This is a genomic window from Amphibacillus sp. MSJ-3 (genome assembly GCF_018919165.1).
Lineage (GTDB): Bacteria > Bacillota > Bacilli > Bacillales > Amphibacillaceae > Amphibacillus.
Genome location: NZ_JAHLQM010000008.1, coordinates 18,655 through 34,333, shown reverse-complemented (window position 1 = coordinate 34,333; position 15,679 = coordinate 18,655). Strand labels below are relative to the sequence as shown.

12 protein-coding genes are annotated in these 15,679 nt (G+C 38.6%); 6 read left to right on the top strand and 6 right to left on the bottom strand.

Annotated features, from left to right (window positions below; translation table 11 throughout):
• Positions 1–445: 445 nt before the first annotated feature.
• From KQI76_RS03960 to gloB, 5 genes are all read right to left on the bottom strand, one after another.
• The gene (locus KQI76_RS03960; protein ID WP_216399015.1) at positions 446–1,858 is read right to left on the bottom strand and encodes a glycoside hydrolase family 1 protein; all 1,413 of its coding nucleotides are present in this window, start codon (positions 1,856–1,858) and stop codon (positions 446–448) included.
• A gap of 9 nt (positions 1,859–1,867) precedes the next feature.
• Positions 1,868–3,718 carry a beta-glucoside-specific PTS transporter subunit IIABC gene (locus KQI76_RS03955; protein ID WP_216399014.1) on the bottom strand — a complete coding sequence of 617 codons (1,851 nt, stop codon included), beginning with the start codon at positions 3,716–3,718 and terminating at the stop codon, positions 1,868–1,870.
• A gap of 102 nt (positions 3,719–3,820) precedes the next feature.
• Positions 3,821–4,681: a PRD domain-containing protein gene (locus KQI76_RS03950; RefSeq protein WP_216399013.1), complete on the bottom strand. Its 861-nt coding sequence runs from the start codon at positions 4,679–4,681 to the stop codon at positions 3,821–3,823.
• Positions 4,682–5,336: 655 nt separating this feature from the next.
• Positions 5,337–5,957 (bottom strand): DUF3298 and DUF4163 domain-containing protein, encoded by a 621-nt coding sequence (locus KQI76_RS03945; protein WP_216399012.1) that lies wholly within the window; start codon positions 5,955–5,957, stop codon positions 5,337–5,339.
• Between the two features lie 90 nt (positions 5,958–6,047).
• Positions 6,048–6,749: a hydroxyacylglutathione hydrolase gene (gene gloB / locus KQI76_RS03940; protein ID WP_216399011.1), complete on the bottom strand. Its 702-nt coding sequence runs from the start codon at positions 6,747–6,749 to the stop codon at positions 6,048–6,050.
• Positions 6,750–7,039: 290 nt separating this feature from the next.
• Here gloB and KQI76_RS03935 point away from each other — a divergent pair, with 290 nt between their 5' ends.
• The 6 genes from KQI76_RS03935 to KQI76_RS03910 all read left to right on the top strand — a co-directional run bounded on the left by KQI76_RS03935 (position 7,040) and on the right by KQI76_RS03910 (position 14,340).
• Positions 7,040–7,561 carry a Gmad2 immunoglobulin-like domain-containing protein gene (locus tag KQI76_RS03935; RefSeq protein WP_216399010.1) on the top strand — a complete coding sequence of 174 codons (522 nt, stop codon included), beginning with the start codon at positions 7,040–7,042 and terminating at the stop codon, positions 7,559–7,561.
• 416 nt (positions 7,562–7,977) lie between these two features.
• Entirely contained in the window at positions 7,978–9,000 is a 1,023-nt protein-coding gene (locus tag KQI76_RS03930) for a LacI family DNA-binding transcriptional regulator (protein WP_216399009.1), read from the top strand.
• A 131-nt stretch (positions 9,001–9,131) separates the two neighbouring features.
• Positions 9,132–10,379: an ABC transporter substrate-binding protein gene (locus KQI76_RS03925; RefSeq protein ID WP_216399008.1), complete on the top strand. Its 1,248-nt coding sequence runs from the start codon at positions 9,132–9,134 to the stop codon at positions 10,377–10,379.
• A 14-nt stretch (positions 10,380–10,393) separates the two neighbouring features.
• Positions 10,394–11,266 carry a carbohydrate ABC transporter permease gene (locus KQI76_RS03920; protein ID WP_216399007.1) on the top strand — a complete coding sequence of 291 codons (873 nt, stop codon included), beginning with the start codon at positions 10,394–10,396 and terminating at the stop codon, positions 11,264–11,266.
• Between the two features lie 12 nt (positions 11,267–11,278).
• Positions 11,279–12,103, top strand: a complete 825-nt coding sequence (locus KQI76_RS03915; RefSeq protein ID WP_216399006.1) for a carbohydrate ABC transporter permease — start codon at positions 11,279–11,281, stop codon at positions 12,101–12,103.
• 53 nt (positions 12,104–12,156) lie between these two features.
• The gene (locus KQI76_RS03910; RefSeq protein WP_216399005.1) at positions 12,157–14,340 is read left to right on the top strand and encodes an alpha-galactosidase; all 2,184 of its coding nucleotides are present in this window, start codon (positions 12,157–12,159) and stop codon (positions 14,338–14,340) included.
• Positions 14,341–14,609: 269 nt separating this feature from the next.
• Here KQI76_RS03910 and KQI76_RS03905 read toward each other — a convergent pair whose 3' ends face one another.
• The gene (locus KQI76_RS03905) at positions 14,610–15,659 is read right to left on the bottom strand and encodes a 2,3-butanediol dehydrogenase (RefSeq protein WP_216399004.1); all 1,050 of its coding nucleotides are present in this window, start codon (positions 15,657–15,659) and stop codon (positions 14,610–14,612) included.
• Between the last annotated feature and the right edge of the window lie 20 nt (positions 15,660–15,679).

Sequence of the window (15,679 nt, the reverse complement as noted above, 5' to 3'; positions counted from 1 at the left end):
CACAATTTCGCCTTTTCTCAAAATCTTGCCAAAGTCAAGCCCAAATTTCCTTTTATAGCTTATAAAAATCTAACCAAATAAGCAATAAGTCACCCATAGCTACTCTTTATCTACGCTCATCGAGAAAAAAGAAATTACCATTACTGATCTTTCTATTACCAGCTATAAATTGAAACTTCAACCAGTGGGGGCTTGGGCCTGTTAATGCGGGATAAAAATCCCCTTCTCTATTGCAAAACCTCTTACAATTTAAAACTTTCTCATCCCTTGCTTTATAAAATTTAATTTTTGGTGATGTGACTATCCTTTTCATTTTTAAGTAACTAACAAAGAAAGCAAAAAAAAGCTCCTCAGACTAGACAATGGAAGATTGTCTCCCATCTAGTTTGAAGAGCTTCATCCAATTATTATCACTAACAATTGGATGACTACTGTCTTTTACTTTTTATTCGTGTAGGTATTTACCATTTGTTTCAATAACTTGTTTATACCAATCATAGGATTTCTTCTTATAACGATTCAATGTTCCTGATCCATCTTTTTGTCGATCAACATAAACAAAACCATAGCGCTTATCTACTTCGGCTGATGCCGCACTGATCAAATCAATAATCCCCCATGATGCATAGCCAAAAACCTCAACCCCATCTTCAATTGCTCTTTCAACCTGTAGTAAGTGTGCTTTAGTAAAGGAAATTCGGTAATCATCATTAATTATGATCTTACCCTGATCATCATATTCAACTTTGTCCTTATGCCCTAACCCATTTTCAGCTACAAATAGTGGTAGACCATATTGTTTATAGTAATAATGCAGCACATAGTACAAGCCCTGGGGATCTATCGGATAATCATACTCACTGTAATCAACATAAGGGTTTCGCAATCCACGTAAAATATTACCCGCACTTGTATCATACTTACTCTCATCTTTAGCTACAGTTTTACTATTGTAGTAACTGAAGGAAATAAAATCAACTGTGTGACGTAATAGACTCAGATCCTCTTCTGTGATCTCTAAGTCAACATTATACTCCTTGTATAATCGTTGTGCATAATAAGGATACTCCCCTTTACAATGCACATGGACAAAATAATCAAGTTCCTGCTGTTGATGAAGCGCCTCGATTACATCGTCAGGATTACAGGTCATTGGGTACTTTGCAGAAGCCGCAACCATACAACCTACCTTTAATTCTGCATCACATTCATGCGCTAACTTGGTAGCCAATGCACTTGCTACTAATTGATGATGGGCGATTTGATAACGCTCAGCCATCGATATCTCACTTTTATCCGTTAGCACTCCTGCTGATAAGAGTGGTGATAATAAGGTAACATTAACCTCATTAAAGGTTAACCAATATTTTACTCGATCACCAAAGTAATCAAAACATGTTTTAGCATACTTTGCAAAGAGGTCGATTACCTTTCTACTTCTCCAACCATCATATGTTTTTGCAATATGCAGGGGAAGTTCATAGTGCGATAATGTAATCATTGGTGTAATGTTATAATAAATTAATGTATTAATCACATTATTATAAAAGGCAATCCCCTTTTCATTTGGTTGTTCTTCTTCCCCGGTTGGATAAATACGTGACCATGCAATTGAGAGACGAAGTACCCTAACATTCATGCCAGCTAATAGTGCGATATCCTCTTTATATCGATGGTAAAAGTCATTACCAATAAGCTTTAAATTGTGTGGCTCTGGCTCTTCTGTCAGTGGTCCTCTCACACCATTTGGCATCAAATCTTGAATAGAAAGCCCCTTTCCATCTTCATTATAAGCACCTTCACATTGATTTGCTGCGATTGCTCCACCAAACAAGAATTCCTTTGTAAATGCCATCATAAGACCCTCCTATTTAATTACTGTTAATAATCCATTGTCTCTAGTTACGGTTTCACGACTTGTCTCAATGATATCTAAATAGTCATTAGAATTTGTGATGATAATCGGCGTTATACAATCGTAACCTGCTTCACGAATTTTCTCTATATCAAAACGAATCAATTCCTGCCCTTTCTTGACAGTTTCATTAATAGATACAAGCGCTTCAAAGTATTTTCCTTCTAATTTTACTGTATCAATACCAATATGAATCAGCAACTCCACACCCTGATCAGATTTTAAGCCAATTGCGTGTTTCGTTTTAAATAAAGCCTCTACCTTTCCATTAAAAGGTGCATAAACAACGCCTTGACTTGGTTCAATTGCAATCCCCTTCCCCATAGCCGATGTAGAAAAGGCAGCATCATTTACTTTAGCGAGCTCTACTGTTTTACCTTCAAGTGGTGCATAAACTTTCTCATTATCTCGCGTTTCAATACCTTCCGCTTGCTCTACTTTTTCTTCCGTTTTTTCAACGGTTTCCTCATCCTTATGGAAAAGGTAGGAAAATACAAAACCGAGGACTAATGCAATACCTACTGTAATCGCAGCATGGAAAAATGAATTATCTGGTCCAAGATAAATTGGCAATGTGAAAATTGTTGATGTACCTGCAGAATATGCCTTCACACCTGTAAGACCCGCATAGAGACCTGCTATACCACCTGCTAACATCGTTGCATATAAAGGTCGTTTTAACTTTAGCGTTACCCCATACAATGCGGGCTCAGTAATTCCACAGATGGCAGTAGATGCACAAGATGATGCTAATGCTATCGTTTCTTTTTTCTTTGATTTAATTGCTACCGCAAACACTGCAGCTGCTTGCGCCATATTACTTGAAAGTGCACCTGGTGAATAGATGGTCGTATAACCTACAGTCGCTCTTTGCACGGCTTGGGCAGCCCCTACACTATAATGCATCCCTGTCATAACTAATAAAGGATTAAATGCTCCAACAAGGGTTGGTACAAGCCAGCTTACTCGCTGGTCCAAGAAGTTAAAGAAAGTTGCAACATACTCACCAACAAATGCACCAATAGGGCCCAATAATAGTAAACCAACAGGGGCAACAATCAATATAGTGATAATTGGTACAAGAAAAGTCTTAACTGCTTTTGGCGATATTTTCTTAGCAATTTTTTCAATATAAGATTGGAAGTAAACAATTAATATAATCGGAATTACACTTGATGTATATGTTGCCATATACATAGGTACACCAAATAAAGAGACTGCATCCCCTGCGTCTTTTAAACCAATTAAGGTAGGATGAACAAGCATTCCAGCAAAGATAAGCGCAAGATATTGGCTTGTCTTAAACTTCTTAGCTGCTGAAATCGCAAGGAAAAATGGCATATAGTAAAAGACTATATCAGAAACCATATATAAAATCGTATAGGTTTGTGACTCAGGTGTCACCCAATTGAAGGTTGTCGCTAGTGATAAGATCGCTTTAAGCATCCCCGCCCCAGCTAGTGCACCAATAATGGGAACGAAAATTGCTGCTATTGTATCAAAGAAAGAAGCAATTGGCCCCTTTTTTTCCTCTGGAGTACTTGAAGAGTCCCCATCAATATTTGCTACTGACATGATCGCATGATAAACATCTTCTACATGCGTCCCTATAACAACTTGAAATTGGCCTCCTTTATTTACACAACTAACAACTCCACTTAAGTTCTTTACTCTATTTTGGTCTACATTTTCTTCATTTTTAAGTTGGAAGCGCAGTCTTGTTATACAATGTGTTAAGGAAACAATATTGTCACTGCCTCCAACCTCCTTAATAATTTCTTTTGCTAATTTTTCATACTTCATTATTAAAAACCTCCTTGGAATTAAAAAAATACCCAAACAATAGTAAAAGCATTGGTACTTTTACAAATTGCTTAGGTATTGCCTGATTGCTCAGTAACAAGCCTAATCGAAATATGTTTTTTCTCTCAAGGTTAAACGATTAATGTGTAACATCAGGTAGAACATCTCTTCCTTAGTTATAGTCACATTAAGTTTCTTCTTTAAATATACTGCAATTTTCTCCACACATTTATAGGTATCCGGATATTTTTCATATACTTGTATAAATAATTCAGGTTCTATCGTATTTCTCCTTTCACTAGGATCATGGATACGCTGTAAAAAGTAACGCATGTGGATGATAAAACGGCTAAAGTTAACGGTTGTCTCATCTACTTCCATCTTAAAATGGAACTTAATAATATTTAGAATGTCTTGAATAACTTCCGCATCATGCATGGGTGTTTTTTTGGCTACATTGCTTTGCTGGCCGTTAACAAAATGCATAGCGATAAAACCTGCTTCATCTTCGCTTAACTGAACCTTTTCCTCCGCTTCAATAAGCTTAAGTGCGGTTAAAGCAGCTTGAAATTCCGCCTTGTAAAATTTCTTGATTTCCCAAATAAGTGCATTTTTCAGATGGCCACTTTGTGAGGTGCGTTGCAAAGCATAAGATATATGATCTAATAAACCTATAAATACGGAGTCATTAAAAGTCACCCCGAGATCTTGCTCTGCCTGATCAATAATTTTCCTTGTAAGATCAACATATTCTATGGAAGCAAATTTCGTCATGTGCTTGAGTTTCTTTTCTTGGCTGGCATCTTCTAATACAAAAACCTGTTCAACCTTTGCTTCATCCAACTTATCATTAACTTTAGCATGGAAGCCGACACCTTTACCTAGCACAATTTTCTTGTCCTTATTCTGATCCTCGACAAGAACCACACTATTATTAAAAATGCGAATAATCCTCATACCCATACTCACCTCCCAAAAAAAACCTAGACTTATGGACATATTCATTGAATATATCACAAAAGTCTAGGTTTTGCCTTCTGATAATGAAGTAACAAGCCTAAATATGTTTTTATTATAACCGCTTTCATTTCACTAGTCAAGCCCTGAAAAGTTATTTATTTAAATTCGGCCGATATAGCCTATCAGAGAGGGCTAGGTAGCCACAAGAGCAATCCAATCCCTAGTATAATATCTGCCATGGGGGTTGATTTGAATAGCTTGTAAATACAAGCGAAAATCCTAACTAAGCTAAAAAAATATATTCATAAAAAGGATTTGAACTAGGCAAATATGAAGAAGAGCAAGCAATTCTAAAGGGACAAGAAAGCATTTAGAGCTAGATAAAGTGGAACTTCAATCAGTGGAGGTTTTTGGACTACATGAGATGGTAGATTTAGTCTGCCTTCCCCCTATCCCTCATTGATTGTTATTGCCACAAGGATGTGACCTAAGGGCAATTGAACCAATCGGGCTTTTACAGGCAGTTGATCCCCCACTTATCTTGCTCAATTCTGATAGTGGGAGACTTATTGCCTGTTAATGCGGGATAAACAGGTAATTAAGTAAAAAGGAAAACACACCTCAGCTCGTTTTGATGTGTGTTTGTAAAAATAACTAACTACTGACTAGCTGCCATTCTCCCGAGTGGACTATCTTCCTTTATCATATCCTGAAGGTCATAAACGGAAATCGGAAACATAGGAAATCCAAAAACATAAGGCGCCAGATCATAGAGTTGAAAATAGATGACAAGGGTTTTATCAGCAATATAAAAGTCTTGATCAGGTCGAACACCTTCAAATTCACCTAATAGCGGGATCTCCCTTTGTTTGATTTGATCATTGATCAAGTGTGACAGTTTTTCGATATAAGCACTGCCTGGCTTAAATAAATCTTTGAGCTGACAGAGCCTTTCTTTTTTCAGATCAAAAGTTAAAGCCTTGATTATCGTCAAGCCATGTGCCGCCTGGTGGTGATAGGTATAATTAGACAGTGATAAACTCAGGACCTGACGTTGATTGTTTTTCAACTCATATAACCCGATCATTTCCTCTACAATTGCCGGCATGTTAGCAACTTGTGTATCGATCAGTTGCTGCGTTTGATCAACAATCGCCTGATTAATCAATCTTGCCAAACTTTGCTTCTCCACCCCGATAACCTGCGGATAATAAACGGTTTTTCTTGGTCCATCACTAATCTTCAGCGTTTGAATATTGATCGGAAATCCAGCGCGCATCTTACCATCCCCTCCTATGTAAACAGTGTATTCACAGTTGAAAATTGTGTGTCTACCTAGTAGAGGGTCAAGTGAACAAGAATCGATAGGTTAGAAATGGTCCCTGGCTTGGCGTCGTTTAATAAAATCTTCCAGCGACTCCGCCTGTAAAAACAGGTTTATCTCCTTCTCCCGACCAATCGTAGAAGGTAATGTTGATTTATCTTCTTTCCTTAAGGCGGTGACCTCAGCCAAGGCTTCAGTAATCTTCCTATTCTTTGGATCAATGGACTTGGCAAAACGTAAATTCGTTTCTGTATATTCATGACCTGCATATACCTTAACTGTATCTTTAAGATGTTTAAACTTTTGCAAGCTATCATAATGGGCTTGATAATCACCTGTAAAGACGCGTCCTGTTCCAGCTGAAAATAAGGCATCACCACAAAAAAGTGCATCCCCCACGAGATAGCTAATGTGCCCATCCGTATGTCCTGGTGTTTTTAAAACAGATACAGGCTTTTCGAACAGTTCAAAAGTATCCCCCTCATCTAAAATATGGTCATTCAAGGGAACCGTTTCTTGTGGACCATAAACTGGTGTACCTGGATGTAGCGCTAAAATTTGCTCAACCCCATCCGTATGGTCGTGATGATTATGGGTTAAGAAAATCGCCCCTAATTCTAACGCTTCCGCTTCTAGATAAGCGATAACGGCACTTGCTTGACCAGGATCAACAACAACTGCAATTGAATCTTTCTCAATCACCCAAATGTAATTATCCGAAAAAGCTTTGATTGGATGAATTTTCATCAGCATCACTCCTCACCTCCAGTATATACTTTTCACCTATACACTTCCATCAAGGAGCAAACTACTTCCTGTAACTGAAATAAAGAGACGACCTAAACAATTAGGCAATTGATTGCCACTTATTTTGCTCACATCTTGAAGTAGGTATCTTATTGCCGGTTAATACGAGATGAACAGCAGTTATTCCCTTTGTTAAAGATAGGGGTAAAAAGGGTATACAAATAATACAGCTCACCATTTAATCAAGGTGAGGAAGAAAAAGTCTTAAAACAGAGGAGAAGATGATCACCATGAGAAAGACATCCCTTTTTGCCTCCATCTTTATCATATTCAGCTTGGTATTTATAACGGCCTGCAGTGAAAATAGACCAGAAGTTGATAACGAAAGCAATGAAGGAATTGAAGAAGATCAAGAAGATGAAGGAAATGATCAAACCAATCCTGAAACAGAGGAAAATCATAGTGACGAAAGGGATCAAGGGCAGAATGAAGGAGAAATTGTAGCTGAAAACGAGGCCTTTCGGATTTTTCAACCTGCTCCCAACAGTGAGCTTGATCATGAATTCACTGTAATCGGACAAGCTCGTGTCTTTGAGGCAACGATTCAATATGAATTTAAAGATGGTGACGAGATAATAGATAAGGGATTTGTTACAGCAAGCCAAGGCGCACCTGACTGGGGCGACTTTGAAATAAACTTTCAATTTGATGAACTGACCAATCCACCCGCCACCATTATTATCTATGAAGAAAGTGCAAAAGATGGTTCACGCTTATACGAGTTAAGTATTCCTGTCTATGAAAAGGACTAAGCAGAGGATTTTTTATGTATGAAGTGATTCAATCAGGGATATAATAATAAGGAAATTTCAGTCTTTACCCCTTTACAAATAATAAAAAGCGGTAAGCAAAGCATAGAGCAGGTTGAAGATAGGGATCTGCCCTGTCATCCCATTATTTCCTCACTAACGAAGGATTTGATACTGAAGATGATAGCTACCATCGTGCTAAGTCATTGATGGACTTCCTATCAAAACTGGAATTTCAGAGGTTCTGGCCCTGGCTAGAACCTCCTTTTTTATATGTCTTAACAAATGTTTTTCAATGATAAATATACCTTACTACGGGATTCTTTTCTGTTAATTGGGTGAGTGGGTAAAATTTTAATTGCATATTTATTGTATTTGTGGTTATATTTTAGTAAACAGTAAAGAAAGGACCTGGGCAAATGGTAGGTATACGAGATGTCGCAAAACGGGCCGGTGTTTCAATCGCAACCGTTTCTAGAGTGTTGAATCAGGATCCAACTATTTCTGTTACGGAAGAAACCAAACGAAAAATTGCTGAATCAGTCAAATTTTACAACTATCAAAAGAAGAAACCGACGAAAAAGCAGGTAATTAATGTTGCGTTAATCACCACCGTTTCAGAAATCGATGAATGGGAGGACCCTTATTTCAGGGTCATTCGTCGTGGGATCCAAGTACAAGCAGAAATGAGTCAAGTTCACATAAAAAAAATCTTACGATTATCTGAAAGTCCTCTTGATTTAGAGGCACTCAATGATTGTCAAGGGATATTGATTATTGGTCAGGTGGCAGCTTCAGTGATTGAGAAAGTATCTGCTATCAATTCCAATCTGCTTATCATTGATGATCCGAGAGTTTCACCAAAAATTGATGCTGTATTCACAGACCTAGGGCAAGCGGCAATCAAGCACTTAGAGCGCTTGTATGCAAAGGGGCATCGTAAAATTGCCTTTATTGGTGGAAAGCGGGTTGAAATCGATGAAAATAGTCGAAAATACGAGACAGAAGATGACTATCGACGGGTTGCATATGAAAAATGGATGGAGGAAAAAGGCTTAAAAGAGAATATCCAAATTTATCTAGGGGGCTGGACAACCTTAGATGGCATGCAAGCAACGAATCGGTTATTAGCGGAATGCCAAGGATCCTTACCAACAGCAATCATGGTTGCCAATGATCCTATTGCAGTCGGTGCCTACCGATCATTACAAAAACAAGGATTATCGATTCCTGATGATATCTCAATTGTTAGCTTCGACGATATTGAAGTAGCTGAATTTTTAACGCCTTCTTTAAGCACCGTCAATATTCCTACAGAGGAACTAGGTAAGATAGCTGTCAGGATGTTAAATGAACGAATCAAGGCGGTACGAGATACCCCTATTCAAGTTGTTGTTTCTAACAAGATCATTATTCGGGAAAGTGAAAGGGAAGTAAGGTAAACACTAAAAAGTGTTTACCTTACTTTTTTACATCCATTTTAGTTAAAAGTGTTGACATTCAACCAGTAAACATTTATATTTGAGGTAACGAAAGAAAGCGTATTCATTATAATATAAAAGGGGAGAGCAAAATGACTTCTATGAAAAAAGTTTTTATAGCATGTATGACCTTAAGTATCGTTTTCTTGTTAGCAGCTTGTGGAAATGGTGATAGTCAGGCAGATGGAAAAACTGAAATTGAATTTTTCAATCAAAAAAAGGAAATGCAGACAACCCTTCAGGAAATCATCAAAGACTTTGAAGAGGAAAATCCAGATATTACAGTTAAATTCACCAATGTACCTGATGCAGGAACCGTTTTGAAGACAAGGATTTCTAGTGGAGATATACCGGATATTATCAATATTTACCCACAGAACGCCGACTTCCAAGCGTGGGCTAATAGTGATATCTTTACCGACCTGACTGGTAAGGACTACTTAAATAATTTAACCGAAGGCGCCGCAGAGGCCTATGCAATCAATGACAAAGTTTACTCGGTACCATTGACTAGTAATGCTTGGGGCTTCTTCTATAATGTTGATAAATTCGAAGAACTAAACTTAGAAGTCCCTAAAACTTGGGATGACTTTGAACAACTGATTAAAGACATTCAAGGAAAAGAGGAAACACCATTTGCTTTATCATTGACACAAGAAGATGCTTGGACCTTAAATGGCTACCATCAATTAGCATGGGCAACAACCAATGGCGGGTATGAGGGTGCTAATAATGCCTTAGTGTTTAGTCCAAAGGGCTCGATAAAAGTTGGAAATGCTGATTTTGATGCTGTTGCAGATCAGTTAGATTTACTAAATGGCACAGGTCAAAAAAATGCCACAGGTGCATCCTATGAAGATGCAATCGCTACTTTTGCTAACCAAGAAGCTTTAATTCTACCGAACGGAACATGGGCACTACCAGCCGTACAAAATCAAAATCCTGAATTTGAGATCGGTATGTTTGCTTACCCAGGCCAGGAGGAAGGTCAAGAATTAACTGTAGGTGCTGCAGATTTAGCATTATCGATTGCTATGGATTCTGAAAACCAAGAAGCAGCTGAAAAATTTGTTGAATATATGACTAGTAAAGAAGCAATGCAAAAGTACTATGATGTCGATGGCTCTCCAACCTCAGTTACTTCAGTAGATACGGAAGGTAAATTTTCAGAAACTGCCGGTGTAACACAATATGTATTTACAGATCAACAAATCGTTTGGTTACAAAAGGATTGGACATCAGAAGAAACCTTCCACCATTTAACAGTTGAATATGTAAATAGTCAAGATCGTGATCAATTAGCAACGAATTTGAACAACTTCTTTGATACCATGAAGTAATAGGGGATGATGATATGAAAAAGGATAATGTTTTCAATCGTAACTGGGGATATATCTTTGTATTTGTTCCAGTAGCATTACAACTCGTCTTTTTCTACTTACCCATGCTGCAAGGCTTCTTTTACAGTTTGACAGATTGGACAGGCTTAACCCCTGATTACAATATGGTCGGTTTGGAAAACTTTCAAAGAATGCTCACTGATCAAAAATTTATTAAGTCCATTGGCTTTACCCTCTTCTTCACCTTGGGACTAATCGTCGGTGAGATTGTTTTAGGAATCGTGATTGCACGATTCCTAAACCGTAAGATGAAAGGCGTAAACTTTTTTAGAACTGCATACTTCTTCCCAGCCGTATTAAGTACTGTAACTTTAGGTTTGATTTTTAAGCAGATATTTAACTATGGTCTACCTCAATTGGGGGAATCTCTAGGTATTGGCTTTTTAGAACAAAATCTGATTGCCAATGAACAAACCGTTTTTTGGGGTGTTTTATTCGTTGCATTATGGCAAGGTGTTGCAATGCCAGTCGTTATCTTCTTAGCTGGCTTGCAAAGTATTCCAAAGGATGTCCTTGAAGCAGCCTCGATCGATGGCGCAAGTAATGGACAACGTTTTTTGCATATTGAATTGCCTTATTTGCTCCCATCAGTTAGCATGGTTTTTATCATGGCCTTAAAAGCCGGTTTGACCGCATTTGACTTAATCTTTGCCTTAACAGGTGGCGGTCCTGCTGACAAAACGACAACATTAGGTCTATTGGTTTACAACTATGCCTTTAATAACAATCAATACGGCTATGCCAATGCGATTGCTGTCGTCTTGTTTATAACTATCGCGGTCATATCTGTTTTACAAATTCGTTTGTCTAAGCGCTTTGAAGTCTAAGGGGGAGAAAAAATGAAACGAAAAGGATCAATATTGAGCTATTTATTTTTAGGTATAGGGTTTATTTTGATTTTCATCCCACTTTATATGACTGTCATCAGCTCATTTAAGGAGACCTACCAAATCACAGGAGATTTCTTTGGACTTCCCAATCCATTTACTTTGGGTAATTTCCAACGAATACTCTCAGACGGAATCACACAATATTTCTTTAATTCAACGTTGATTTCAGTTATATCTATCTGTTTAATTACGTTTTTTATTCCAATGGCCGCATTCTCAATTGCCAGAAATATTTCTAAGAATAAGGCTTTTGCCCTGATGTATAGTTTTTTGATACTAGGTATCTTTGTTCCTTTCCAAGTAATCATGATACCCATAACTACAATGATGACTAAATTAGGGCTTTCTAATATCCCAGGATTGATTATTCTCTACTTAGCTTATGCAGTACCGCAAACCTTATTTTTATATGTTGGTTATATCAAAACTGGGGTTCCAGCTGAGTTAGATGAAGCAGCTGAAATTGATGGCTGCGGTAAATTTAAAATGTATTTCAGTATAGCCTTTCCTTTGATGAAACCAATGCACGCAACAGCTTTGATTATTAATGCACTATGGATTTGGAATGACTTCCTCTTACCATTATTGATTTTGAACAAGGATTCATCAAATTGGACCTTACCATTGTTTCAATACAACTATCAAGGACAGTATTTTAATGATTTTGGCCCTTCCTTTGCATCCTATGTAGTAGGAATAGTAGTCATTCTAATTGTATATTTAATATTCCAAAAGAGTATTATCTCAGGCATGACTAGTGGCTCAGTAAAATAATAGTCAGGGACCAACTAGGATAGGCTGACTAACCAATGGAGGATTAATTTATAATGATAACTTTTGACCAGCAAACGAAAACTTTTCACTTACAAAATAAAACAACCAGTTACATCATTGGAATAGAAGAACATAACTATTTGACCCACCTTTATTTCGGGAAGAAGATTAACCACTATTCAGGTGGCTATCGTTATCCAAGGACCAATCGTTCTTTTTCGCCTAATCCCGCTCATTCAAAAGATCGTCTGTTTTCCTTAGATACCTTACCTCTCGAATATCCTGGCTTTGGGCACGGTGACTTTCGAGAACCTGCCCATCTAATCAAGCTAACATCTGGAAGCCGTGTCAATGATTTCCGATATGTTTCCTATGAAATTCAGGACGGGAAACCCGCGCTTGAGGGATTGCCAGCAACCTATGTACAGGACGAGACGGACGCGATGACCTTGGTTCTTACATTGCAGGATACCATCAGTCAACTGACCTTACGCTTGTTCTACACAATTTTTGCTGAAGCATCGGTTATCACGCGTTCGGCCCAGTTAGTGAATGATGGAAGCGAAACAGTTGAAATCAATCGGTTAGCAAGCCAAGCGCTTGACTTTGGCAATCAGCCCCTGGAATTAATTCATTTAAACGGGACCTGGGCTAAGGAACGACAATTGACCCGAGAAACGATTCATCCTGGTATCAAGGTGATCGATAGTAAACGGGGTTCAAGTAGCCATCAGCAAAATCCATTTGCCGCCTTTGTAACACCCCAAACCACAGAGTTTCAAGGTGAGGCATATGGTTTTAGCTTATTGTACAGTGGCAACCATGAAACAATCGTTCAAAAGGATCCCTTTGACCAAATACGGGTAATCATGGGGATTAACTCCTTTAACTTTGGTTGGCAGCTCCAACCAAAGGCTAGTTTCCAAACTCCAGAGGTGGTCATGGTGTATAGTGACCAAGGCTTGAACGCGATGTCTCAAACCTACCATGATTTGTTTAACCAACATCTGATTCGAGGCAAGTACAAGCATAAAGAACGGCCAACTTTGATCAATAACTGGGAAGCAACTTATTTTGACTTTAACGAAGACAAAATCATGAACATCGTATCAGAAGCCAAAGCGCTAGGAGTTGAAATGTTCGTCTTGGATGATGGTTGGTTTGGTGGCCGCGAAGATGATTTTACCTCGCTTGGCGACTGGGTAGAAACAGAGGGTAAATTAGCCTGTGGCCTAGAAAACCTGGCACAACAAGTTCATGACCAGGGAATGAAATTTGGTCTCTGGTTTGAACCAGAGATGATTTCTGAGGACAGCGAGTTATTCCGTGCACACCCAGAATGGGCCTTAGGGATTCCAGGGCGGGAGCGATCTTTAAGCCGCAGCCAATATGTCTTAGATTTCTCTCGAGCGGATGTGCGTGAAAACATCTATCAACAAATGACAGCAATCTTTGACCGTGTGCCTCTAGATTATGTAAAATGGGACATGAACCGAAATATGACTGAGGTCTATTCAGTTTTGTTAGGACCAGAGCAGCAGGGCGAAGTGGCCCATCGATATATCTTAGGCTTGTATGAATTTTTAGAGCGCTTGACCACAAGCTACCCGGAGATTCTATTTGAAAGCTGTTCTGGCGGAGGCGGCCGTTTTGATGCCGGATTCCTCTATTACATGCCCCAAACATGGACGAGTGACAATACCGATGCCATTGCCCGCTTGAAAATCCAATATGGCACTAGCTTGGTATATCCAATTTCCAGTATGGGGGCACATGTATCGGCGATTCCCAACCATCAAACTGGCCGTGAGACAAGCTTAACAATTCGTGGCAATGTTGCAATGTCCGGAGTCTTTGGTTACGAGCTAGATTTAACTCAATTAACAAGCGAGGAAAAAGCTGAAATCAAAGAACAGGTAGCCTTTTATAAGCAACATCGTCAACTCTTGCAGTTTGGTGATTTTTATCGCTTGAAGAGTCCCTATGAAGGCAATGATACCGCCTGGATGTTTGTTTCAAAAGATCAAAAAGAGGCCATGGTCTTTTATTTCCGCGTACTAGCAGATGCCGCCCACCCTCTAGTTACCTTGAAACTGACAGGTTTAGCAGCAGATGCAGTCTATGAAATCAATCAAGAGGAATTTGGCGGGGATGAATTGATGAATATCGGTTTTTATATTGATTCGGAGCTTTATGGTGATTATGCGACTCAACGCTTTTATCTAAAAAGAAAGTAAAAGCTAGAAAGAGCCCATTCATTTATGTAGTGACACAACTACTGGTAGATCATTTTTAAAGAGCTGAAGGACTAGGACGCATTTCTTGTCCTAGTCCTTCTTATTGCTTTTTAAGCAGATCTTTAATGGATGGTCTTAAAATTGATTCAATTACATTAGAATCCACAATTTTATTCTTATATTTCCACGTAATTCAGGGTGAATATTATGTATAGAAAAAGCTGTCCAACAGTCAAATATGCGACCTTCGGGCAGCTTCTAAACGCAAATTATTTTTCACCACTTATTGCGACTAAAATTTTAGATTGTGTTTTGTCCTTTGTTAATGTTTCGAATCCATTTGCCACAATCTCATCTAGCTCAATTTGACTGGTAATAATCCCTTGAGGATTTAATTGACCAGAGCTCATTGCATCAATCGTTCTTTGGAAAATAGAAGGTGTATAAACGATGGATGATAAGATGTTGACACCCGTATTTGTAAGTTGAAGTGGATTCCACTCAATTGGTTTTGCGAAAATAGACTCGATCATCATATTACCACGTGGCTTTGTTACATCAATCGCTTGTTTAAAGGTTGGGGCGACACCAGCTACTTCAAATGATACATCAACCCCATCCGGAACGATTGAACGTACGGCTTGAACAGGGTCACCATTACCAGAGTTAATGACATGTGTTGCACCTAATCTTTTTGCCTTTTCTAATCGATCATCAGATAAATCTAAGGCAATCACCTTGCTTGCACCAGATGCTTTTGCTGCAATGACTGTTAATAAGCCAATCGGACCTGCCCCAAATACTGCAACAGAATCACCCAATGAAACACCCGCATCTTTTACCGCTTGGACAGCAACAGCCGTTGGTTCAACTAGTGCACCATCTTGTAATGTTAAGTTATCTGGTAAATGATGGACGTTTGATACAGGGACATTCGCATATTCAGCAAATCCGCCATTTCCGTGTAGTCCGATAAAGTTATAGCCATCATACCGATCCACATCTTCATGCTTGTTCCCATATGTTAAGGTAGGATTAATAACAACACGGTCACCAACTTTAAAGTTTTCAACCTTTGCACCAACTTCTTCAATTACACCAGCAAATTCATGCCCCATAGTAAGTGGAGCCATTTCACCAGTCAATTCAGCTTTTTTATCAACTGGAACAAAGACTGGACCCTCAATATATTCGTGCAAATCACTCCCACAGATACCTGCCCAAGCTACTTTTACCTTTACTTCATCTGCTTTTAAGTTACCTAGTTCAACGTCTTCCACTCTAATATCTTTTACACCATGCCAAACTGCTGCTTTCATTTTTCACCCTCCAAAAAAGT